The sequence below is a fragment of the Nocardiopsis sp. TRM 82005 genome, assembly GCF_056312425.1.
Genome location: NZ_JBWDTQ010000004.1, coordinates 215,057 through 235,430 on the forward strand (window position 1 = coordinate 215,057; position 20,374 = coordinate 235,430).

A 20,374-nucleotide genomic window follows, 5' to 3' on the forward strand; every position below is an offset into this window, starting at 1 on the left:
CACCTCTCGGCGCGCGTCGTCCGCCCCGGAGCGGCGGCGCGGGCGGGCCTGACGGCGCTTGCCGTGGTCAGGCCCGCTCCTCCATGGCGGTGAAGGCGGTGACCAGCTGCTCCTCGGAGGCCTTCAGGTAGGCCGTCAGCTCATCCGCCGCTCCCCGGGCGTCGTCCGAGGCCAGCAGGGTGTGGATCCTGCGGTTCCAGTCCAGGTAGGGCGCGTGGAACTCCCGGGGCGCGTCCATCACGTGGAACACCAGCCGCGTCTCGGCCAGTACCTGGCTCATGAACTCGTTCACCCGCGCACTCCCCGCGAGCCCGGCGACGGCCTGGTGGAAGCGCATGTTGGCGGTACCCATCCGCCACCAGTCCTCCCGGGCCCGCGCGGCCTCGCCCTCGTCCACGGCCGCGCCCACCAGGTGCACCGCCTCCTCGGCGGGGTCCACCGCCCCGCGCAGCGCGGGAAGCTCCAGGGTCCTGCGGGCCTTGAACAGGTCGCGGACGTCATCGCTGGTCGGAAGGCCGACGAACACACCCCGGTGCATCTGGTGCACCAGCAGCCGCTCGCGCACCAGCAGCCGGAACGCCTCGCGCAGCGTGTTGCGGGAAACCCCGAGCTCCTCGCACAGCCGCTCCTCCGACAACCGCTGCCCGGGCGGGTAGACGCCGTCGATGAGGGACTCGCGCAGCAGCTCCGCGACCCGCTCTGCCTGGGTCGGCAGCGGCGGGAGGAGGCGCGTACGGCTGGTGGACCGGTCGGCGCGTGCGTCCGTGGCCGTCACAGGTTCTCCTTCGGGGGCTGGCGTCGGTCGTTCCATTGTCGCCGACGCGGCGCGCTCCCGGGGGAGCGGGGCACCGGGAAGATCGGTTCGTCGGACGAGTGGGCCGTCGCGACAGGGCGTCCCAGAGGCCCCGGAGTAACACCTGGGGCAGGTGAAACAGACGCGGACTTCCGCGGCTCGGGTGACCTGGGTTTTTTGCTTACCGACTCTTTACCCACCTTGTTGGATTGGAGTATCGTTCAACAATCCAACGATGGCGCGGTCGGTCATCGCGTCACCACCCCTCCCCGCACCCCTTGGAGAGCCCCATGGGCGACACGCCCCCCGCACCCCCGAAGGTGCGCCCCCGTCCAGGGCGAGTCGCGCTGAGCAGCAGCCTGCTCGGCGCGATGTTCCTCATGGCGACCAGCGCCATCGGCCCCGGCTTCATCACCCAGACCACCACCTTCACCGCCCAACTCGGCGCGACCTTCGCGTTCGCGATCCTGGTCTCGGTCCTGGTCGACATCGCCGTCCAGCTGAACATCTGGCGCATCATCGGTATCGCCAACATGCGCGCCCAGGACCTGGCCAACAAGGTCGTGCCCGGCGCGGGCTACCTGTTGGCACTCCTGATCGTCTTCGGCGGCCTCGTCTTCAACGTCGGCAACATCGCGGGCACGGGCCTCGGCCTGAACGCGATGCTCGGATTCGATCCCAAGCTCGGCGCCGCCCTCTCCGCGGCCATCGCCGTCATCGTCCTCGGCGTGAAGAAGCTGGGCGTGGCCCTCGACCGCATCCTGATCGTGCTCGGTCTGGCCATGATCTGCCTGACCGTGTACGTCGCCCTCGTCTCCCAGCCCCCGGTCGGCGAGGCCATGCGCCAGGCCGTCCTGCCCGAGCGGTTCGACGCGGACGTCTTCCTCGCCACCGTCACCATCATCGGCGGCACGGTCGGCGGGTACATCACCTACGCGGGCGTGCACCGCCTCGTCGAGTCGGGCCAGGGCGGCAGGGACAACGTCCGGGCCATCACGCAGACCTCCGTGACCGGCATCATCGTCACCGGGGTCATGCGCGTGGTCCTGTTCCTGGCCATCCTCGGCGTCGTCACCGGCGGAGCCGACATCCTGGCGGCGCCCAACCCCTCCGCCGAGGCCTTCCACCAGGCCGCCGGCGAGGTCGGCATGCGGCTGTTCGGCATGATCATGTGGGCCGCCGCGGTCAGCTCCGTCATCGGCGCCTCCTACACCTCGATCTCCTTCGTCACGAGCTTCCACCCGTGGCTGGAGAAGCGCCGCGGCGTCCTGGTCACCGCGTTCATCGGCGTCTCGCTGGCGATCCTGCTGCTGTCCGGGCAGGCCCCGAACACGCTGCTGATCCTGGCCGGCGCGCTGAACGGCGTGATCCTGCCGGTCGGCCTCGGCATCATGCTGTGGGTCGCGGCCCGCCGCTCCGGCGACCTGCTGGGCGGCTACCGCTACCCGCGCTGGCTCATCGCCATCGGTGCCGCCGCCTGGGCGCTCACCGCCTACATCGCGGTCAGCTCCCTGAGCGGTATCGCCGCCCTCTGGCAGTAGGAGCGGGGCGCGGTCCGCGACGGCCCGAAGGCTCGGCCGTGCCCCACCGCCAGAGCGCCGCCCCACCACCCAGAACGCCTCCCCGCCCCGCCCGGTCCGCCGCCCGGGCGGGGTAGGAACCCCGTGAGGGACCACGAAGAAGAACGAGGAGCACCGACGTTGCGCATCGACCTCAACTCCGACCTCGGCGAGAGCTTCGGCCGCTGGGAGCTCGGGGACGACCAGGCTCTGCTGTCCATCGTCACCAGCGCCAACGTCGCCTGCGGGTTCCATGCGGGCGACCCGTCCGTGCTGCGCCGCACCACGCTCGACGCCGCGGCCAAAGGAGTGGCCGTCGGCGCGCACGTGAGCTACCGCGACCTCGCCGGGTTCGGCCGACGCTTCGTCGACGTACCACCCGATGAGCTGACCGACGAGGTCGTCTACCAGATCGGCGCTCTGTCCGCGTTCACCCGCCTGGCCGGGGACCGTGTCCGCTACGTCAAGCCGCACGGCGCGCTCTACAACACCATCGTGCGCCACGAGGAGCAGGCTGCCGCGGTCGTCTCGGCCGTGCGGGCCTTCGATCCCGCTCTTCCCGTGCTCGGGTTGCCGGGTTCGCAGTTCCTGCGCCTGGCGGAGGAGGCCGGACTGCCCACCCACCGGGAGGCGTTCGCCGACCGCGCCTACACCCCGGAGGGCACACTGGTCTCCCGCCGCGAGCCCGACGCCGTGCTCCACGACCCGGAGGAGATCGCCGACCGCTGCCTGCGCATCGCCCACGGCGAGCCGGTCGAGGCCGTCGACGGCACCCGGATCCTCATCGAGGCCGACTCCCTGTGCGTGCACGGGGACAGCCCCGGAGCGGTGGACGTCGCCCGGGCCGTGGCCGGAAGGCTGCGCGCCGAGGGCGTCACCGTCGCGCCGTTCACCGGGAGGAACGCGTGACCCCTCCCACGGAAGGGAAGCTTCCGTACCGCGACCACGCTGAGGAGCCCCCGTGCGTGTCCTGAGGTGCGCTGACACCGGCGTGCTCGTGGAGGTCGCCGACCTGGCCGAGGTGGTCGCGCTGCGCGCGGCGCTGGAGGCGGACCCCGTTCCCGGAGTCACCGACATCGTCCCGGCGGCCCGCACGCTGCTGCTGCGGGTCGATCCCGGCACGGACCCGGACGCGGTCGCCGAAGCCGTCAACGGACTGCCGCTGGAGCCCGGGACCGTGCGGGCCCCGGGGGAGACCGTCACCGTCCCGGTGTTCTACGACGGCGAGGACCTGGGCGACATCGCCGAGCTGACCGGCCTGTCCAGGAGCGAGCTGGTCGAGGCGCACACCGGCGCCACCTGGACCGTCGCGTTCTGCGGGTTCGCTCCGGGGTTCGGCTACATGGTCGGCGATGACCCGCGCCTGCGAGTACCCCGGCGCGGCGAGGCGCGCACCCGCGTGCCCGCCGGGTCGGTCGCCCTGGCCGGGGAGTTCACGGGGGTGTACCCGCGCAGTTCGCCCGGAGGCTGGCAGCTGCTCGGCCGTACCGACGCCAGGATCTGGGACCTGGACCGCGAGCCGCCCGGCCTGCTCAGGCCCGGTGCTCGCGTGCGCTTCACGGACGCGGGCGCCTCATGAGCGGCGATGCCCGGCGCGGCGCCCTGGAGATCGTGGCCGCGGGCCCCATGACCACGGTTCAGGACACGGGCCGGTTCGGCCACGCCGACCTGGGCGTGGGCCGCTCCGGCGCCGCCGACGCCGACTCCTACGCCCTGGCCAACCGGTTGCTCGCCAACCCCCGGGACGCCGCCGCACTGGAGGCCACCCTGGGCGGGCTGCACGTGCGCGCCCGCGGGTCGGTGACCGTCGCCGTCACCGGAGCCGAGACGCCGTTGAGGGTGGACGGGCGCGGTGCGGCCGTCAACACGGTCCTGCACCTGTCCGACGGGGCGGAGCTGGCCATGGGCGTGCCCGGCCAGGGGCTGCGCTCCTACCTGGGTGTACGCGGCGGGGTGGACGTTCCACCGGTCCTGGGATCGCGCAGCACCGACGTGCTCGCCGGGCTGGGGCCCGACCTCCCCGTGCCCGGAGCGCTGCTCCCGGTCGGACCCGCGCCCGCCGCGTTCCCGAACGTGGACCACGCCCCCACCACACCCGTCGGCGGATCCGAGGTGGCCCTGAGGGTCGTCCTGGGCCCGCGTGACGACTGGTTCACCGAGGGGGCACTCGACACACTGCTGGCGGGCGGGTACGAGGTGACCCCGCGCAGTGACAGGGTCGGTGCCCGCCTGTCCGGCCCGGCCCTGGAACGCGCCCGCTCCGGCGAACTGCCCAGCGAGGGCATGGTCGCGGGGTCGCTCCAGGTGCCGCCCGGCGGTGAACCGGTGCTGTTCCTGGCCGACCACCCCGTGACCGGCGGCTACCCGGTGGTGGCCGTCGTGTGCTCGGCGGACCTGCCCAAGGCGGCCCAGGCGCGTCCCGGCACCCGTGTCCGATTCGTTCTCTGACGGCCCAGGCGGCCCCGCAGAGGACGGCGGGGCCGCTCCGACACAAGGCCCCGCCAGGGGCGAAAGGCAGAAGCCGATGACCCGGACCGCCGACCTCTCCCCAGCCCGCGCCCGTGCCCTGTTCCGCGACGGGCTGCGGGTTCCCACCTCCGGATACAGCGCGGGCTACGCGCAGGCCAACCTCATCGCCCTGCCCCGCGAGACGGCGTTCGACTTCCTGCTGTTCGCGCAGCGCAACCCCAAGCCCTGCCCGGTCCTGGACGTCACCGAACCGGGCGAGACCAGCGCCTCGGTCTTCGACGGCGACCTGCGCACGGACCTGCCCGCCTACCGGGTCTACCGCGACGGTGCGCTGGCGGAGGAGCGCACCGACGTCACCGACCTGTGGCGGGACGACCTGGTGGCCTTCCTCATCGGGTGCAGTTTCACGTTCGAGGCGCCCCTGCTGGAGGCCGGTGTACCGGTCCGCCACATCGAGACGGGTGGGAACGTCGCCATGTACACCACCAACCTGCGGTGCTGCCCGGCGGGCCGGTTCCGCGGTCCCCTGGTGGTGTCCATGCGGCCGGTCCCCGCCGACCGGGTGGCCGACGCGGTACGCGTCACCTCGCGCTACCCGGCGGTCCACGGAGCCCCGGTGCACGTGGGCGACCCCGCCGCGCTGGGCATCGAGGACCTGGACCGGCCCGACTACGGCGACCCGGTGGAGGTGCGCCCCGGGGAGATCCCGGTCTTCTGGGCGTGCGGGGTCACCCCGCAGGCCGCCGTGGCCGCCTCGGCTCCCGAGTTCGCCATCGGCCACGCCCCCGGGCACATGGCCGTCACCGACGTGCGCGACGCCTCCTACCAGGTGCCCTGACGTGTTTGTCGCCGGACCGCCGGGGTAGTCGCGGGGCCGAGGCCACAACGGACCGCGACCAGAGGGGGACGCACAGTGGATACCCGTGAGCAGTTGATCTCCTGGCTCAACGACGCCTACTCGATGGAGAAGTCCCTGGAGGAGACCCTGGAGCGCCACGCCACGGACGCGGAGGGCGAGCCCGAGGTCCACGCACGGATCACGCGTCACATCGAGGAGACGCGCACCCAGGCAGAGACGGTCCAGGGGTGTATCGAGTCCCTGGGCGGCAAGGTCTCGAAGGTCAAGAGCGCACTGTCCGGGATGATGGGCGCCGCGCAGGGCATGGCGAACAAGCCCGCGGGTGACACGATGGTCAAGAACGCCATCGCCGACTACGCGGCCGAGCACTTCGAGATCGCCTCGTACCGCGCGCTGATCGAGTCCGCCCGCGCGTTGGGCGAGGAGCAGATCGCACTCAAGCTGACCTCCATCCTGCACCAGGAGGAGGACATGGCCCGCTTCCTGGAGGAGAAGCTCCCGGACGCGGTACGCGGAGCGCTCGCCTCGGCCCAGAAGTAGGAGCACGGCGGGAGGGGGATCCGCCGCTCGGTGTCCGAACGCCCCGGGAAGCAGTGCCTTCCGGGGCGTTTCGTATGCCGTGGCCCTCCAGGGAGGGCCGGGCCCCAAGGCGCACGGGCCGGTTCAGTACGTCCGTGGCGGTGTGTCCCCCTGGTCGGGGGTGGGACGGCCCCCGTCGGTCTGTTCGCCCCGGATGGCGCGCCCACCTCCCGGGCCGGTGCCGGGGGAACCGGGACCGCCGTTTCCGGCCTGCGGCCCGCCGGTCCTCGGTGTTCCGGGGGCCTGCCGGCGGCCGCTCTTGCGCGAATAGCCCGACTGGCTGGCGTACAGGGTCTTGGAGGTACGGGCCGCGTCGTCGGCCCGGGCCATCCTCGCCATCCGCCGCAACTCGGCGGCCTGCGCGGCCACATCCGGTGACGCCGACGACACGGCCTCGCGCTCCGCTGCGGGGTTCCCGGGTTCCGGAGAGCCCAGCAGGTCCATCCGCGCCTGCTCCAGCCGGTCGGCGGCGGCGTCGCGCTCGCCCCTGCGCAGGGCCTCGCTGGCCTCACGTTTGGCGGTCTGTGCCCGTTGCAGGGCCTCCTCCGTGCGCACCTTCGGCCGAGGCACCCTTCCGGCGGCCTCGTCGCCCGGGACCACGTTGACCGCGACGGGCAGAGCCGCCGTATAGGTGGTCAACGCGGCGGGGTCCGCATAGGTGGCTTCGAGGGTGGTGACGGTGGCCGTGCCCAGGGAGGACAGTCCGGGCACCTCCAGGCGCAACAGGAGGCGGCGCCTCTCCCCCGAGTGGAAGTCGCCCAGCTCCACCACCACCGACCCGTCCGCCAGCTGGTGGGACGGCATCTCGCCCACCACGTTGACCGCGTGCAGGTGCGGGCCGACCGGAACCCGCAGCGACACGGCCTGGGCGGTCTTGGCCAACAGGTACTCGGCCTCCTGCGCGATGAGGCCGCCCGCGGTGTCGGGATCCTCCGCGAACAGCGCGCTGCCCGCGCCGCCGTCGGCCACCGCCCCGAGCAGCTCCTCGTCATAGCCCAGGCCGTACCCCAGGGTCGTGGTGGTGACCCCGTGCGCGTAGGCGTCACCAGACACCTGTTCGAGCAGGCCGTGGTCGGTGACGCCCTGGTTGGCGTGCCCGTCCGAGACCAGCAGCATGGTGGCGCCCCCGTCGGAGCTGGCGCGGCGGGCCTCCTGCACGCCGCGCAGCAGTCCGCTGGACAGGTCGGTGTCCCCGGACGCGCGCAGGGCCGAGATCCGGCGGCGCACCCCCGCCTTGTCGGTCAGAGGACCGCACGGCACCTCGACACGGGCCTGCTGGTTGAAGGACACGAGCCCGAAGTTGTCGGAGGGCGCCAACCGGTCCACCAGAGTGAGCAGTGCCCGAACGGCTCCGTCCAGGCGGCCGCCGCCCATGGAGCCGCTGCGGTCCAGTACGACCTGGAGGGTCGCGGGCGGGCGTCCGGCGTCCTCCTCGCGTTCGGGCGCGGTGATGTCGAGCAGGACGGACACGGCGTCGTCGGTGTCCAGGGGCACGGCGTCGAAGTCCAACAGCGCGGACAGGTGCATGCGGTCTCCGTGGGTCGTGGGGACTCCCGGGGGCGGTGTCGGCTCCAGCATAGGAGGCGGTACCGACGTTGCTCACCCGGCCGGTCGCGGAGCGGCCAGCCGCCCGTCGCGCATCTCCAGCACCCGGCCGGGCGCACCGGCGTGCCCGGCGCCGATGTGCTCGGTGTCGTGTGTGGCCATCAGCGTCGCCACGTTGAACACGCTGGCGGACTCGCCCAGTAGCTCCATGACACGTGCGCCGCGCTCGTGGTCCAGGGCGGCCGTCGGCTCGTCCACCAGCAGCACGCTCGGCCGTCCGACTGCCCCTGACCCGGGAGGAGAACCCGTGACCGGCACCCCCGCCGGCCCCCGCGGCTCCGAGGGTCCGCGCCCCCGGACGATCCTCCGGTCCCGTTGCGCATCCTGCTCGTGGACGACCATCCGGTCGTGCGCCACGGGCTCAAGGCGATGTTCTCCGAGCGCCCCGACATGGTCGTGGTAGCCGAGGCCGCGGACGGCCTGGCCGCCCTGGACGTGCTCACCCCCCGAGCACGGCGGGAGGGCGCGGCGGGGCCGGGCACGCCCGAGGGGACAGACGGGCCCCGTACCGGTGTGGACGTGGTCCTGATGGACCTGAGGATGGGCGCCGGTATGGACGGGGTCACCGCCATACGGCGGATCGCCGAACTCGACTCCCCTCCGCCCGTGCTGGTGCTGACCACCTACGACACCGACGCCGACATCCTGGCCGCGGTGGAGGCCGGAGCCACCGGATACGTGCTCAAGGACTCCCCGCCCGACCAGCTGTGCGCGGCCGTGCACGCCGCCGCACGGGGACAGACCGCTCTGGCCCCGGACGTCGCCAACCGCCTGATGCGTCGGCTGCGCTCGCCCCAACCGGCACTCAGCGGCCGGGAGCTGGAGATCCTGCGGCTGCTCGCGCGCGGTATGTCCAACCGGGCGATCTCGCGGGAGCTGTTCATCAGCGAGGCAACGGTGAAGACCCACCTGGTGCACGTGTTCGACAAGCTGGGTGTGGACAACCGGACGGCGGCGATCACCACCGCGATCCAGCGCGGCCTCATCCGGGTGGACTGAGGGACCGCCCCGGGCCCGGGGCGGTCTCACGGCCCGCGCAGGCCCAGGCGGCGCAGCTCCAGGGAGGCCAGCGCCCGCACGGTCTCCGGGTCGTCGGAGTGCCAGGCGCCCGCCGGGTCCTCGTGCACACCGGCCAGCCTGGACGGGGACACCGTCGTCAGGGCGCGCAGGGCCAGCAGCCGGGACCGCGCCTCGGGGGCGATCCCGCGCATCCGTCGGACGGAGCCGGCCTGGCGCACCCACCGTGTACGGGCGGGAAGCCACGTCGCGGCGAGCAGCAGCAGCGGGAGTACGGCGGTGAGCAGCGGCAGGGCCAGTGCGAGTGAGGCCACCGACTCCTGGAAGGAGTCACCCGCCGCGGAGAGGGACTCGCCGGTCCCACTCATGTCGGTGAACGGGGCGGACAGGGCCTCACCGGCCAGGGGCACCTTCAGCGCCTGCTCGGCCGCGCTGTCCATGTGTTCGGTGAAGCCCTCGCCGGTGCTCACCATCAGCTCGCCGGGGCGGTCCAGGGACATGATGACCTCGCGCAGCGACAGCGCCGCCCTGACCCACAGGTACGCCCAGACCAGGGCGAGCAGATCGGCGGAGACCTGGAGGAACACCCGCACGGGGTTCTCGGCGTACGGCTTCATGGTGGCTCCGGGGGTGGGGGACGGGAACGCGGGTCCTCGTGACCCACGTCTGCCCGTTACCCCGTCGGCACCGGAACAAAAGCGTGGCCCCGGGGTCTCTTTGAAAAAAGCGCTATTACCTGCTAAAAAGATCTTTCCCCTTCGCTGCGCTGCCCAGGGTTCCACCCCGATCAATGGGGTGATGTTCAAATCGAGGTCACGTCATGTACCTGGTCCAACTCTCCTTTCTTCCCTCTGTGGGTGGCCAGGAGTTCCCCGGCGATGTCCGGGAAATGCTCTACTCCAGCGCCCGGCCAGAGGACGGGCTCGAACACGTGAGTGTCAGCGAAAGGCCCGGGTCCGACCCCGTGATCGGTCTCTTCCTGCTTTCCCCGGACCTCGCCGGGGCCGAGCGCGCGGCGGCCCTCCTGTGGGACCGGGCCGCCGCCAGCCACCCGGAACTCGCTGATCATCAGCTTTTCAGGGCGGAGGCTCCCCTCATCGACGACGGTGGTGACTGGCCTGGGGAAGGGGCGTAGCCGTGCGGCCCCTGGGGCGCCCGAGAGGTGGACAAAAGGGGCCATGGACCGTTTAGGACACGGCTGGAACCTTCACTTCAATTCAGAGCTGTGCTCATAATGAAGGTGTCGCAGGGGCAGCAGCAAAGAAGAAGGGAAAACCCAGTGTCCATTCGTGTGAACGCTCCTTCCGCCGTAGTTTCCTCCGCATTCGCCATCGGATTCTCTGTTCTTTCCGGTTTCTCTCCCGCTTTGGCGGTGAGCGGTGGCGCGGAAACGTCTCAGTCCGCCTCCGTGGTCGTTTCCGACGACTCCGGATGGCAGTCGGGCGGTGCCGGCCTCCAGTCGGACGACTCGGGCTGGCAGTAGGGGCGGAGCGGTTCGCCGCATCACACGAACGACCAACGGAAGGCGCAGGATGTCAACCACCGAGTCCCCCGGGACCGACCACGTACAGCTGGCGGAGGAGTTCGGGACCCCGCTCTTCGTCTACGACGCCCAGACCATCGAACACTCCTACACCGACCTCAGGCGGGCACTCCCCGAGGGCGTCGACATCATGTACTCCCTCAAGGCCAACCCGAACATCAGCGTCTGCGCGCTGCTCGGCTCGCTCGGAGCCGGCGCCGAGGTCAGCTCCCACGCCGAGCTCGTCACCGCTTTACGGGCGGGGATCGCACCCGAGGACGTCATCTTCCTCGGGCCGGGGAAGTCACGCCAGGAGTTGGAGGCGTGTCTGGACGCGGGGATCGCGGCGCTGGTCTGCGAGTCCCTGGACGAGGTGGAACGCATCGACGCGATGGTCGGGCAACGCGGCTCGGCGCCCTTCCCGGTGATGCTCAGGGTGAACCCGTCCTTCGTCGCCAAGGGCCAGGGCCTGGCCATGGGCGGCAAACCCCGCCAGTTCGGTATCGACGAGGCGGTGGTGCGCGACGCCAAGCGCCGCCTGGGCGACCTCACCGGTGTCCGGATCGCGGGGGTCCACGCCTACATGGGCACGAGGTTCCTCGACCACACCAGTGTCGTCCGCAACACCGAGCGCATCCTCGGCCTGGCCGAGTCCCTCGCCGCCGACCTGGGGGTCGACCTGGAGGTGGCGGACTTCGGCGGCGGCCTCGGCGTCGCCTACTTCGCCAACGAGAGCGATCCGGACATGGCGGCCCTTGGCCGGGGAATGCACGAGGCGGTCGCCGACTTCCGGGACCGCAACCCCCGCTGCCGCCTGATGATGGAGTCCGGCCGCTACCTGACCGCCGCGTCGGGCACCTACGTGGTGCGTGTACGCGAGGTCAAGGAATCCATGGGCGAGCTGTTCGCCGTGGCCGACGGGGGAACCAACCACCACATGGCCGCCGTGGGCGTCGGCAGCTTCGCCAAGCGGAACTTCCCCGTGCGCCACCTCGGCCCGGCGGAGGCGACCACCACGCACGAGTACTCCGTCACCGGGCCACTGTGCACACCCAACGACCTCATCGCCAAGAAGATCGCCCTGCCCGAGCTCCGTGCGGGCGATCTGCTCGGAATCGGACGCTCGGGTGCCTACGGGCCCACCGCCTCACCCGGGCTGTTCCTCAGCCACGGCTATCCCGCCGAGGTCATGGTCCACCGGGGCCGCGCACACCTGGTGCGGCTCCCCGACACCACCGGGGACCTGCTGGGCAGACAGCGCCTCGTCGACCTCCGGTGAGCGCGGGTACCGGTTCCACCGCCCTGCGCGTCGGTGTCGACGTCCTGGACCGGCGCGAACTGGACCGGCTCACACGCCGGCCGTGGTTCCTGCGCTTCGGATACGCGCCGGGCGAGGTGGAGGAGGCCGCCGGTATGGGCGAGCGGCGCCGGACGGAGTTCCTGTCGGGGCGCTTCGCCGCCAAGGAGGCGGTCCTCAAAGCACTGGGACGCGGACTGCTCCAGGGGGTCGCGCCGCGCGACATCTGGGTGGTCCGGGAGGAGGAGGGCGCACCGAGGGTCGTCTTCCTCGGGAAGGCCGCGCGGATGGGGCTGCCCCCCGTGTCCCTGTCGATCTCACACAAGGAGAACGTCGTCGTCGCCGTGGCCCTGTGCCTGCACGGGGCCGACGCACCGAGCCCCCCGCCGGCCGGCGGGGACGACGAGAAGGAGGTAGGAGCACATGCCCACCACTGAACTGCCCGAGCGGCGGGAAGCACCCCCCGTCTCGGCGGACGGGGGCCGGGGAGCCGGCGAGACCACGGCTTTCCTGCGGGTGCGCCTGAACGAGGCCGACGCCTACTACGGCGGGAACGTGGTGGAGGGCGCCCGCGTCCTGCGCCTGTTCGGCGACCTGGTCACCGAGATCACCGTCCGGGACGACGGGGACGAGGGCCTGCTGGCCAGCTACTCGGACGTGCGGTTCACGGCCCCCGTCTCACCCGGCGACTACCTGGAGGTCCGCGGCCGCCTCGTGCGCCGGACCCGGCTGCGCAGGGTCGTGGAGCTGACCGCCCACAAGGTGATCGCCGCAGACCCCGGGGTGCGGCCCAGCGCGGCGCGCCTCCTCCCCGAGCCCCGGCTCGTGTGCGCCGCGACGGCCACGACCGTGGTCCCCCACGAAGCAGTGCGAAAGAAGGAGTCCTCGTGAGCACCGAGCCGCGACTACTGCACGACCTGCTCGACCGAACCGCCGAGCGCGATCCGCACGCCCCCTTCCTGTCCTTCCACGACCGGGCCACTGGTTTCGGCGAGCTCGCCGCCGCCAGCACCCGCATCGCCCACCACCTGCGTGCACGCGGCGTGGGACGCGCGGACCGGGTGGTCGTGCGTACCGGAGACCCGTTGGCGGCCGTCACGGCGCTCTTCGCCGTCTCCCGCGTCGGCGGGGTGTTCAGCCTCCTGCACGAGAGCGTTCGCGGCGGAGCCCTGAACCACGTCCTCCACGACTGCGAGCCCGCGGTCGTGGTCTGCGACACCGACGAGGCCGCGGACGAGGCCACGGCGGGAGGCGCCGACTTCCTGACCACGGACGACCTGCTCGGTATGGCCGAGGGGCCCGACCCGGCCCACGCGGCCGCAGGTCCCGAGCGGGTGCTGGAGGTGGACCCGGTGTGCATGATCTACACCTCCGGCACCACCTCCCGGCCCAAAGCCGTGGTGAGCACGCACCAGCAGGTCCTGTTCTCCGCCCGGGCCATTCAGCGGCGCCTGGCCTACCGGTCCGACGACACGGTGTACTGTCCGCTGCCGGTCTCCTTCGACTACGGGCTCTACCAGGTCTACCTGGCGATGCTGGCCGGTGCGCGGCTGCGCTTCGGCACGGCCGCCGAATCCGGCCCGCCGCTGTTGCGCAGCCTGGTCGAGAGCGGGGCGACCGTCCTGGCCGGCGTGCCCGCCGTCTCCGACCGGCTGGCGTGGCTGGCGGCCCGTACCGAGCACAGGCCCACCTCCCTGCGCCTGCTCACCAACACCGGCGCCGCGCTCTCGGAGAAGACCGTCGCCTCGCTGAGGGACTCCCTCCCCGGGCTGCGGGTGCAGGTGATGTACGGGCTGACCGAGTGCAAGAGGGCCACCATCATGCCGCCGGACGGCGACCTGGACCACCCGGGTTCGTGCGGACTGCCGCTGGACGGAACCGAGGTCTTCGTCATCGGCCCCGACGGTGAGCGGCTCCAGCCCGGCGAGACCGGCCAGATCGTGGTACGCGGCCCCAACGTCATGGCCGGTTACTGGAGGCGTGAGGAGCTGACCGCCGAGCGCTTCCACCGCCGGGACGGGCTCTTCCCGGAACTGCGGACGGGCGACTACGGATGGCAGGACAAGGACGGCTACCTGTACTTCGACGGCCGTAGGGACGACATCTACAAGGAGCGCGGCTTCCGGGTCAGCGCGACCGAGGTCGAGGCGGCCGCCCACCGGGTCGACGGCGTGACCTCCGCGATCGTCCTCCCGCCGGAGGGCCGTCGCCCCGCCCAGCTCGCGGTCATCGCCGCCATCCCCAGGGAGGAGGTCCTGCGGGGGATGCGCGCGGAGATCGAGGAGTACAAGATCCCCCGGGTCTGCACCCGGTTCGACGACCTACCCACCAACGGCAACGGCAAGGTCGACCGCAAGCGGCTCGCCCAGCTGATCTCGGCCGGAGGAGGCCGCGGCTGAGGAGCGACCACGTACCACACGTACAAGCAGAAGACGACACCTGAGAACACCACCACGGCAAGGAGAAGAACATGCAGCGCAACGACGTGATCACGGCTCTCGAAACGGCCCTCTCGGAGGCCCTGGAGCGCGAGGTCGCCAACCTGGACGGCGGTGTCCGCCTCTTCGACGACCTCCACCTGGACTCCACCTCGATGCTGGAGGTCCTCATGGGCCTGGAGGAGTCCATCGGGCTGGAGGTCGCTCCGGAGGACCTGGAGATCGAGGTGTTCGAGTCCGTGGACACCCTCACCGACTTCGTCCTGTCCTCCGCCCAGCCCGCCACGGTCTGAGTACGACGCGCCCCCCATCGAACCTCCACCCCAGAGAGGCCGCCATGCTGATTCGTTCCTTCGCTGAGATCGAGGACACCGAACGCCACATCAAGGGTGCCAAGGGCACCTGGGAGAGCAAGCGGATCGTGCTCGCCAGGGAGAACGTCGGTTTCTCCCTGCACGAGACCACCGTCTACGCGGGCACCGAGACGTCCCTGTGGTACGCCAACCACTACGAGGCCGTCCTGTGTGTCGAGGGCGAGATGGAACTGACCAACGACGAGACCGGTGAGAAGCACTGGATCACCCCCGGGGTCATGTACCTGCTCGACGGACACGAGCGGCACACCCTGCGCCCGACCAAGGACTCCCGTTTCGTCTGTGTGTTCAACCCCCCGGTCACCGGCCGCGAGGACCACGACGAGAACGGCGCCTACCCCCTCCTGACCGACACGGCGGACGCCTGACCCCGCCGCTCCGCCCCGCCCCACGACCCCGACACGACCAGGACCAAGGAGCCACGATGACCGTCATGATGGAAGACCGGACCGCCGTCCCCGCACGCGACCGGGTCGTCTTCCGCAGGCCCGAGCCCTCCGACGCCCGCGCCGTCCGGGAGATGGTGGACGCCTCCGAGGAGCTCGACAACAACAGCGAGTACTACTACATGATCTGGTTCCGCGACTTCGCGCGGACCTCGATGGTGGCCACCCTCGACGGCGAGGTCATCGGCTTCCTCAGCGGCTACCGCCGTCCCGACCGGCCCGACACCTACTTCGTCTGGCAGGAGGCGGTCAAACCCCGGCACGGTATTCCCTTCCTCGGGGTGAAGCTCTTCGACCACGCCGTGGAACAGGAGCTCCTGGCCGGAGCCAGGTACGTGGAGGCGACCGTCTCCGAGGCCAACACGCCGATCGTGATGGTGCTCAAGCGGTTCGCCAAGCGCTGGGGCGCCGGCACCGACAAGAGCGTGCTCTTCTCCAGCGCGGACTTCGGCGGCGGACACCACGAGGAGACCCTGTACCGGATCGGTCCGGTCGCGCCCTGACGCGGTGGCCGCGTAACCGGTGAACAGCGCACCGGGACGGTGGGAGGAACCACCGTCCCGGTGCTCGTGCGCGCGGGGTCCGCGCCCGGGCGCCAGCGGAGTCAGGCCGCGTGCGACGTGCCCCGGAAGGTACGCCGGTAGGCGCTGGGCGACACCCCGAGCTCGGCGTGCATGTGCTGGCGAAGTGACGCCGCCGTACCGAACCCCGCCTCGTGGGAGATCCGGTCCACCGGCAGGTCCGACTCCTCCAGCAGCTGCCGGGCCCGGTCCAGGCGCTGCTGGGCGATCCACTGACCGGGCGAGAGCCCCACCTCGTCGCGGAACCGGCGGGTGAAGGTACGCACGCTCATGGACTCCTGGTGGGCCATCTCCCGCAGGTTCGGCTGGAGGTGGAGGTGGTCCAGGGCCCAGGAGCGGGCGCGGCCGGTCGCGGCCTGTTCCGGTGCGGGCACGGGACGGCGGATGTACTGGGCCTGGCCGCCTTCCCGGTGGGGAGGCACGACGGTGCTGCGCGCCACCTCGTTGGCCACGGCGGCACCGTGGTCGACACGGATCATGTGCAGGCTCAGGTCGATGCCGGAGGCGACTCCGGCAGCGGTCAGCATGCGCCCGTTGTCGGTGTACAGCACGTTCGGGTCCAGGTCGATGTCGGGGTACATGGCGCGGAAGAAGCCCGCCGACTTCCAGTGTGTGGTCACACGGCACCCGGTCAGCAGTCCCGCGGAGGCGAGCACGAACGCCCCGGTGCAGATGGAGGCCACGCGCGCGTCCGGCCGGATGCGGGCGACGGCCGCGGCCAGGGCCGGAGCGAGGGGGTCGTGGGGGCGTTCGACGTAGTCCTCGTCGGCGGCGGGCAGGATCACCGTCCGGGCCTCTGGCAGCGCCTCCGGTCCGTGGGCGACGTTGACGGTGAAGTCGGTGTCGGTCCTGATCTCACCTGGTTCCAGGGCACAGGTGACGACCTCGTAGAGCAGTTTCCCCTCACTGTCGCGGGCCTGGCCGAAGAGGCGGTGGACGATGCCCGCCTCGATGGGCAGCACGCCGTGCCGGACGAGTACGGCCACGCTGTGGCGTTCGGACTTGGTGAAAACGTTCATGGCCCGATTCTTGCGCATGTTGGCTTTCAGGACACTGTCGGGGGTGGGGGTCCCCGAAGGACGCTGGAGGCATGGTTAAGGACATCGCTTCCGCACGGAAGCCCGCACACACCCCGTTCCACCGCGCGTGGCTGATCGCCCTGGTCGCGTGCCTGACCATCGTGGCCGCGGCGGCCTTCGCCGCGATGCCCGGGCTGCTGACCGACCCACTGCACACCGAGTACGCGTGGTCCCGCGGGACGATCGGTCTGGCGGCCTCGGTCAACATGGTCGTCTACGGCCTGATCGCCCCGTTCGCCGCCGCCCTGATGGACCGGTTCGGTATCCGCCGCATCGCCCTGGTGGCACTGGCGACCATCGTCGTGGGCGCCGGGCTGACCACCGTCATGACCGCCGCCTGGCAGCTGACCCTGTACTGGGGGCTGCTCATCGGCGCGGGCACCGGATCGCTGGCGATGACGTTCGCCGCCACCGTCACCAACAACTGGTTCGTCGAGCGCCGCGGACTGGTCATCGGTGCCCTGACCGGGTCCAGCGCCTTCGGCCAGCTGGTGTTCCTGCCCGCGCTGGCGTGGATCATCGACCACCAGGGATGGCGCCCGGCCATCGTGACCCTGGCGCTGACCGCGGGTGTGATGATCGTCCTCATCGCCTTCGTGCTGCGGGACCACCCGGCCGAGCTGGGCCAGCGCCCCTACGGTGCGACGGCCTTCGTGGAGAAGCCGAAGGCGGACCAGGGCGCGGCGCGCCGGACCATGAGGGTCCTGTACTCCTCGGTGAACAGCCGCCAGTTCTGGCTTCTGGGCGGGACGTTCGCGGTGTGCGGGGCGACCACCAACGGCATCATGTGGACCCACTTCGTGCCCGCCGCGCAGGACCACGGGATGGCGGTCACCGTCGCCGCCGCGCTGGTGTCGACGATCGGTGTGTTCTCCCTCGTGGGAACGATCCTCTCGGGATGGCTCACCGACCGGATGGACCCGCGTGTGCTCCTGGTCGCCTACTACGCGAGCAGGGGGCTCCTCCTGGCCGCGCTGCCCGCGCTGTTCGGCCCCGACGCGGGAGCGGCGATGGTGGCCTTCGTCGTGGTGTTCGGCCTGCTCGACGTCGCCACCGTGCCGCCGACCATCATGCTGTGCCACCGGGTCTTCGGCGCGGACGGCGCGATCGTCTTCGGCTGGGTCAACGCCATCCACCAGGTCGGCGCGGGAACCATGGCGGTCTTCGGCGGCTTCACCCGTGACGTGACCGGCGGCTACGGGCCGGTGTGGCTGTTCGCGGCCGCCCTGTGCGGTGTGGCCGCGGTGTTCGCCCTCCAGATCGCCCGCGGCAGCGGGAACACCGGGGAGGAGCCCGCCGGAGAGCACGGGGAGACGCCCGTGGAGGAGACCCGTGAGGACGAGGAGGCCAGGGCATGAGCGCCACGAGGACGGTCGGCACCGACAGCACCGACACGGACACCGCCGGAGGCGCCGACGCCGGCCACGCCGACGGGCACGGCACGCGGGGCCGCCGCCGACGGCCGTCACCACAGTTCTCCGTCGTTCTTCTGGTCCTCGCCGCACTGGTGGCCTACGTGGGCTTCGCCGGACTGGAGCAGGGGCTGCGCGCGGCACGCGGCGAGGGCACCCCGGGGGTGTTCTCCGTGAGCAGCATCACATGCGTCCAGCACCCGGGGCACGAGTCGTGCACCTGCAACGGGTCCTTCGCCAGCGCGGAGGGAGGGGAGCCGCGAGGGGTGTACCTGCACGCCGCCGGGCGTGACACCTGCGAGGAGGGCGCGCGGATCCCGGCCGTGGACGCCGGGGCGTCCAACCGCGTCTACGGGCCGGACGGCTCCCGGGAGTGGCTCCTGTCGTCGTTCATCCTCGCGGCGTGCCTGGCCGTCGTCGGCGTCGTCGCGGTGAACTGGGCGCGCTATCTGCGGAGAAGGGGAACGACCAGGTAATCCCCTCGCGGGTAATGTGTTTCCGGGTCCTCTTTCCCCCTCGCGAACCACTCAATAAGCGTTAACAAGCAACAAAGTGCATGAATTGGTACATTTGCGTGCTAAATGTACAACGCCGTCTTTCTCGTGGTATAAGAACATTGGTTCTGGAAACGACCGCCGGCAGGGCCGTGGCGGTGTTCACGAGGGTGGTAAACGGAGTTGAACGGTCTTGGCATCGACCCCGTGGCCGAGTCGGTATACCGACGCATGCTGTCCCACCCCGATGACGGGGTCGCGGAGCTCGCAACCGGGATCGACGTTCCCGAGAGCCGGGTCCGTGAGGCACTGGACCTGCTGAACGAATTGGCGCTGGTCCGCCCCTCGAACCGTGCCGGAGGGCGGTTGCACGCCGTCAACCCACAGCTGGGAATGGAGATCCTGCTCTCGCACCAGCAGGCCGACCTGACCCGGCGGCAGCAGCGCCTGGAGGAGAGCAAGGCGGTGGCGGTCGAGCTGATCGCCGAGTTCTCCGAGACCGGAGAAGCCGCTCCCGAGGACTCGGGGCTGACGGTGATCTGGGGACTGGAGCAGATCCGGGACAACCTGCGCATGATCAACGAGCAGGTGCAGGAGGAATTCCTGACCTTCGCCCCGGGCGGATCGCAGACCGCCGAGAACATGAAGGCGGGCCAGCCCCTGAACCGCAGGCTCCTGGAACGGGGCGTGCGTATGCGGACCGTGTACCTGGACAGCCTGACCAACGACCCGGACAGCGTCGCCCACGCCAAGCACCTCGTGAAACTCGGGGCGCAGGTGCGCACCGCGCCGACGCTGCCCACGCGGATGATCGTCTGCGACCGCAGTGTCGCCGTCGTCGCCGCGGACAACGAGGACACGGGCAAGGGCGCGGTCCTGATCAGGGCGCCCGGACTGGTGACGGCGCTGTGCACGCTCTTCGAGGCGGTGTGGCGCGAGGCCCGGGAGCTGGCGCCCACGCAGAGCAAGGACACCGAGGACGATATGACCCCCCAACAGGCCGAGGCGCTGCGGCTGCTCGCCGAGGGGCACACGGACGAGGTGATCGCCCGCCGGCTGGGTGTCTCACCCCGCACGGCACGCAGGTTCGCGTCGGAGATCATGGTGAGACTGGGCGCGAGGAGCCGTTTCCAGGCGGGGGTCAACGCCGTACGCCAGGACCGTCTGCCCACCGAGTAGCCCAGGATCGTGAAGCGCTCGACTCCGGCAGCGACGGCCGTGGCCACCAGGGTGCCGGCCACCGCGTCCAGGTCCAGCGGTACGGTGCTGCGCGGGGTCGCGCCCGAGCCGGGCAGGTCCGGGGCGACCACGGTGTGGGTGGCGGTCAGGTCGTCCATGAGCGGCCCGAAGCTGGCCTCGGCGCCACCGTCCCCGCCGTGCGCGAGGAGGAGGCCGGGACCGGAACCCTCTGTGGGAGAAGTGTTCAACCATGCGGCGACAGTAGGCAGTGACACCAGTGTGAAGGTCGATTGTGAGGTGGGGCGTCCCATGCTGATCGGGGAGCTGTCGGAGCGTACCGGGGTGAGTCGTCGCCTGCTGCGCTACTACGAGGAGCGGGGGCTGCTGGGCTCGACGCGCTCGCCCAACGGGTACCGGGTCTACACGCCAGAGGCGGTGCGCACGGTCCGCCGCATCCGGGCGCTGCTGGACATGGGCCTGACCACCGGGGTGATCGCTTCGGTGCTGCCCTGTGCCCGCGACGAGGAGGACAAGCCCCTCGACCTGGATCTGTGCCCGAGCCTGGTCGGCACCATCCGCCGGGAGCTCGCCGCACTCGACTCCCGTATCGACGAGCTCCAGCGCAACCGGGGCGCCCTGTGCGAGCAGCTCGCGGACCGCTGACCGGGACG

Annotated in this window: 23 protein-coding genes and 1 pseudogene; 19 read left to right on the forward strand and 5 right to left on the reverse strand. The window is 71.3% G+C overall.

What is annotated here, in order from left to right:
- Window positions 1-67: 67 nt before the first annotated feature.
- Window positions 68-775: a GntR family transcriptional regulator gene (locus tag AC0T5L_RS02265; RefSeq protein ID WP_476163635.1), complete on the reverse strand. Its 708-nt coding sequence runs from the start codon at window positions 773-775 to the stop codon at window positions 68-70.
- A gap of 308 nt (window positions 776-1,083) precedes the next feature.
- Here AC0T5L_RS02265 and AC0T5L_RS02270 point away from each other — a divergent pair, with 308 nt between their 5' ends.
- The 6 genes from AC0T5L_RS02270 (at window position 1,084) to AC0T5L_RS02295 (ending at window position 6,220) form a co-directional block, all read left to right on the forward strand.
- Window positions 1,084-2,334 (forward strand): NRAMP family divalent metal transporter, encoded by a 1,251-nt coding sequence (locus tag AC0T5L_RS02270; RefSeq protein ID WP_476163636.1) that lies wholly within the window; start codon window positions 1,084-1,086, stop codon window positions 2,332-2,334.
- A gap of 159 nt (window positions 2,335-2,493) precedes the next feature.
- Window positions 2,494-3,261 (forward strand): LamB/YcsF family protein, encoded by a 768-nt coding sequence (locus AC0T5L_RS02275; protein ID WP_476163637.1) that lies wholly within the window; start codon window positions 2,494-2,496, stop codon window positions 3,259-3,261.
- 52 nt (window positions 3,262-3,313) lie between these two features.
- Window positions 3,314-3,931, forward strand: coding sequence for a 5-oxoprolinase subunit B family protein (locus AC0T5L_RS02280; RefSeq protein ID WP_476163638.1), 618 nt, complete (start codon window positions 3,314-3,316; stop codon window positions 3,929-3,931).
- Window positions 3,928-4,800, forward strand: coding sequence for a 5-oxoprolinase subunit C family protein (locus tag AC0T5L_RS02285; RefSeq protein WP_476163639.1), 873 nt, complete (start codon window positions 3,928-3,930; stop codon window positions 4,798-4,800). The genes AC0T5L_RS02280 and AC0T5L_RS02285 overlap by 4 nt, the downstream gene beginning before the upstream one ends.
- Window positions 4,801-4,876: 76 nt before the next feature.
- Window positions 4,877-5,659, forward strand: a complete 783-nt coding sequence (locus tag AC0T5L_RS02290; RefSeq protein ID WP_476163640.1) for a putative hydro-lyase — start codon at window positions 4,877-4,879, stop codon at window positions 5,657-5,659.
- Between the two features lie 75 nt (window positions 5,660-5,734).
- The gene (locus tag AC0T5L_RS02295; protein WP_476163641.1) at window positions 5,735-6,220 is read left to right on the forward strand and encodes a YciE/YciF ferroxidase family protein; all 486 of its coding nucleotides are present in this window, start codon (window positions 5,735-5,737) and stop codon (window positions 6,218-6,220) included.
- A gap of 123 nt (window positions 6,221-6,343) precedes the next feature.
- Here AC0T5L_RS02295 and AC0T5L_RS02300 read toward each other — a convergent pair whose 3' ends face one another.
- Both AC0T5L_RS02300 and AC0T5L_RS02305 read right to left on the reverse strand, forming a co-directional pair.
- Complete coding sequence (locus AC0T5L_RS02300; protein WP_476163642.1) at window positions 6,344-7,786, reverse strand: vWA domain-containing protein; 1,443 nt, start codon at window positions 7,784-7,786, stop codon at window positions 6,344-6,346.
- 72 nt (window positions 7,787-7,858) lie between these two features.
- A pseudogene (locus AC0T5L_RS02305) lies at window positions 7,859-8,086 on the reverse strand (ABC transporter ATP-binding protein); the annotation flags it as partial.
- A 147-nt stretch (window positions 8,087-8,233) separates the two neighbouring features.
- Here AC0T5L_RS02305 and AC0T5L_RS02310 point away from each other — a divergent pair.
- Entirely contained in the window at window positions 8,234-8,863 is a 630-nt protein-coding gene (locus AC0T5L_RS02310) for a LuxR C-terminal-related transcriptional regulator (protein WP_476163688.1), read from the forward strand.
- Between the two features lie 26 nt (window positions 8,864-8,889).
- Here AC0T5L_RS02310 and AC0T5L_RS02315 read toward each other — a convergent pair whose 3' ends face one another.
- Complete coding sequence (locus tag AC0T5L_RS02315; protein ID WP_476163643.1) at window positions 8,890-9,498, reverse strand: hypothetical protein; 609 nt, start codon at window positions 9,496-9,498, stop codon at window positions 8,890-8,892.
- A 203-nt stretch (window positions 9,499-9,701) separates the two neighbouring features.
- Here AC0T5L_RS02315 and AC0T5L_RS02320 point away from each other — a divergent pair, with 203 nt between their 5' ends.
- From AC0T5L_RS02320 to ectA, 8 genes are all read left to right on the forward strand, one after another.
- Window positions 9,702-10,016 (forward strand): hypothetical protein, encoded by a 315-nt coding sequence (locus AC0T5L_RS02320; RefSeq protein WP_476163644.1) that lies wholly within the window; start codon window positions 9,702-9,704, stop codon window positions 10,014-10,016.
- A gap of 397 nt (window positions 10,017-10,413) precedes the next feature.
- The gene (locus AC0T5L_RS02325) at window positions 10,414-11,682 is read left to right on the forward strand and encodes a type III PLP-dependent enzyme domain-containing protein (RefSeq protein WP_476163645.1); all 1,269 of its coding nucleotides are present in this window, start codon (window positions 10,414-10,416) and stop codon (window positions 11,680-11,682) included.
- A complete protein-coding gene (locus AC0T5L_RS02330) occupies window positions 11,679-12,137 on the forward strand; it encodes a holo-ACP synthase (protein ID WP_476163646.1) in 459 nt (152 codons plus the stop codon). The genes AC0T5L_RS02325 and AC0T5L_RS02330 overlap by 4 nt, the downstream gene beginning before the upstream one ends.
- A complete protein-coding gene (locus AC0T5L_RS02335) occupies window positions 12,124-12,591 on the forward strand; it encodes a 3-aminobutyryl-CoA ammonia lyase (protein WP_476163647.1) in 468 nt (155 codons plus the stop codon). The genes AC0T5L_RS02330 and AC0T5L_RS02335 overlap by 14 nt, the downstream gene beginning before the upstream one ends.
- Complete coding sequence (locus AC0T5L_RS02340; RefSeq protein WP_476163648.1) at window positions 12,588-14,099, forward strand: class I adenylate-forming enzyme family protein; 1,512 nt, start codon at window positions 12,588-12,590, stop codon at window positions 14,097-14,099. The genes AC0T5L_RS02335 and AC0T5L_RS02340 overlap by 4 nt, the downstream gene beginning before the upstream one ends.
- A gap of 71 nt (window positions 14,100-14,170) precedes the next feature.
- Window positions 14,171-14,431: an acyl carrier protein gene (locus AC0T5L_RS02345; RefSeq protein WP_476163649.1), complete on the forward strand. Its 261-nt coding sequence runs from the start codon at window positions 14,171-14,173 to the stop codon at window positions 14,429-14,431.
- A gap of 44 nt (window positions 14,432-14,475) precedes the next feature.
- On the forward strand, window positions 14,476-14,880 hold the full coding sequence (locus tag AC0T5L_RS02350) for an ectoine synthase (RefSeq protein WP_476163650.1): 405 nt from the start codon (window positions 14,476-14,478) through the stop codon (window positions 14,878-14,880).
- Window positions 14,881-14,936: 56 nt separating this feature from the next.
- Window positions 14,937-15,461 carry a diaminobutyrate acetyltransferase gene (gene ectA, locus AC0T5L_RS02355; protein ID WP_476163651.1) on the forward strand — a complete coding sequence of 175 codons (525 nt, stop codon included), beginning with the start codon at window positions 14,937-14,939 and terminating at the stop codon, window positions 15,459-15,461.
- Between the two features lie 101 nt (window positions 15,462-15,562).
- Here ectA and AC0T5L_RS02360 read toward each other — a convergent pair whose 3' ends face one another.
- A complete protein-coding gene (locus tag AC0T5L_RS02360) occupies window positions 15,563-16,558 on the reverse strand; it encodes a GlxA family transcriptional regulator (RefSeq protein ID WP_476163652.1) in 996 nt (331 codons plus the stop codon).
- A gap of 71 nt (window positions 16,559-16,629) precedes the next feature.
- Between AC0T5L_RS02360 and AC0T5L_RS02365 the strand changes: the two genes are divergently transcribed.
- The 4 genes from AC0T5L_RS02365 to AC0T5L_RS02380 all read left to right on the forward strand — a co-directional run bounded on the left by AC0T5L_RS02365 (window position 16,630) and on the right by AC0T5L_RS02380 (window position 20,366).
- Window positions 16,630-17,976, forward strand: coding sequence for an MFS transporter (locus tag AC0T5L_RS02365; RefSeq protein WP_476163653.1), 1,347 nt, complete (start codon window positions 16,630-16,632; stop codon window positions 17,974-17,976).
- Window positions 17,973-18,506 carry a hypothetical protein gene (locus tag AC0T5L_RS02370; RefSeq protein ID WP_476163654.1) on the forward strand — a complete coding sequence of 178 codons (534 nt, stop codon included), beginning with the start codon at window positions 17,973-17,975 and terminating at the stop codon, window positions 18,504-18,506. Before AC0T5L_RS02365 ends, AC0T5L_RS02370 begins: the two co-directional genes overlap by 4 nt.
- Window positions 18,507-18,731: 225 nt before the next feature.
- Window positions 18,732-19,703, forward strand: a complete 972-nt coding sequence (locus tag AC0T5L_RS02375) for a LuxR C-terminal-related transcriptional regulator (protein ID WP_476163655.1) — start codon at window positions 18,732-18,734, stop codon at window positions 19,701-19,703.
- A gap of 309 nt (window positions 19,704-20,012) precedes the next feature.
- Entirely contained in the window at window positions 20,013-20,366 is a 354-nt protein-coding gene (locus AC0T5L_RS02380) for a MerR family transcriptional regulator (RefSeq protein WP_476163656.1), read from the forward strand.
- Window positions 20,367-20,374: the final 8 nt, after the last annotated feature.

Bases quoted from the DNA above. Each gene is read 5' to 3' on its own strand.
- AC0T5L_RS02270 (WP_476163636.1), top strand. From the start codon at position 1,084: ATGGGCGACACGCCCCCCGCACCCCCGAAGGTGCGCCCCCGTCCAGGG.
- AC0T5L_RS02285 (WP_476163639.1), top strand. From the start codon at position 3,928: ATGAGCGGCGATGCCCGGCGCGGCGCCCTGGAGATCGTGGCCGCGGGC.
- AC0T5L_RS02290 (WP_476163640.1), top strand. From the start codon at position 4,877: ATGACCCGGACCGCCGACCTCTCCCCAGCCCGCGCCCGTGCCCTGTTC.
- AC0T5L_RS02300 (WP_476163642.1), bottom strand. From the start codon at position 7,786: ATGCACCTGTCCGCGCTGTTGGACTTCGACGCCGTGCCCCTGGACACC.
- AC0T5L_RS02310 (WP_476163688.1), top strand. From the start codon at position 8,234: ATGTTCTCCGAGCGCCCCGACATGGTCGTGGTAGCCGAGGCCGCGGAC.
- AC0T5L_RS02315 (WP_476163643.1), bottom strand. From the start codon at position 9,498: ATGAAGCCGTACGCCGAGAACCCCGTGCGGGTGTTCCTCCAGGTCTCC.
- AC0T5L_RS02320 (WP_476163644.1), top strand. From the start codon at position 9,702: ATGTACCTGGTCCAACTCTCCTTTCTTCCCTCTGTGGGTGGCCAGGAG.
- AC0T5L_RS02325 (WP_476163645.1), top strand. From the start codon at position 10,414: ATGTCAACCACCGAGTCCCCCGGGACCGACCACGTACAGCTGGCGGAG.
- AC0T5L_RS02335 (WP_476163647.1), top strand. From the start codon at position 12,124: ATGCCCACCACTGAACTGCCCGAGCGGCGGGAAGCACCCCCCGTCTCG.
- AC0T5L_RS02345 (WP_476163649.1), top strand. From the start codon at position 14,171: ATGCAGCGCAACGACGTGATCACGGCTCTCGAAACGGCCCTCTCGGAG.
- AC0T5L_RS02350 (WP_476163650.1), top strand. From the start codon at position 14,476: ATGCTGATTCGTTCCTTCGCTGAGATCGAGGACACCGAACGCCACATC.
- ectA (WP_476163651.1), top strand. From the start codon at position 14,937: ATGACCGTCATGATGGAAGACCGGACCGCCGTCCCCGCACGCGACCGG.
- AC0T5L_RS02360 (WP_476163652.1), bottom strand. From the start codon at position 16,558: ATGAACGTTTTCACCAAGTCCGAACGCCACAGCGTGGCCGTACTCGTC.
- AC0T5L_RS02365 (WP_476163653.1), top strand. From the start codon at position 16,630: ATGGTTAAGGACATCGCTTCCGCACGGAAGCCCGCACACACCCCGTTC.
- AC0T5L_RS02370 (WP_476163654.1), top strand. From the start codon at position 17,973: ATGAGCGCCACGAGGACGGTCGGCACCGACAGCACCGACACGGACACC.
- AC0T5L_RS02380 (WP_476163656.1), top strand. From the start codon at position 20,013: ATGCTGATCGGGGAGCTGTCGGAGCGTACCGGGGTGAGTCGTCGCCTG.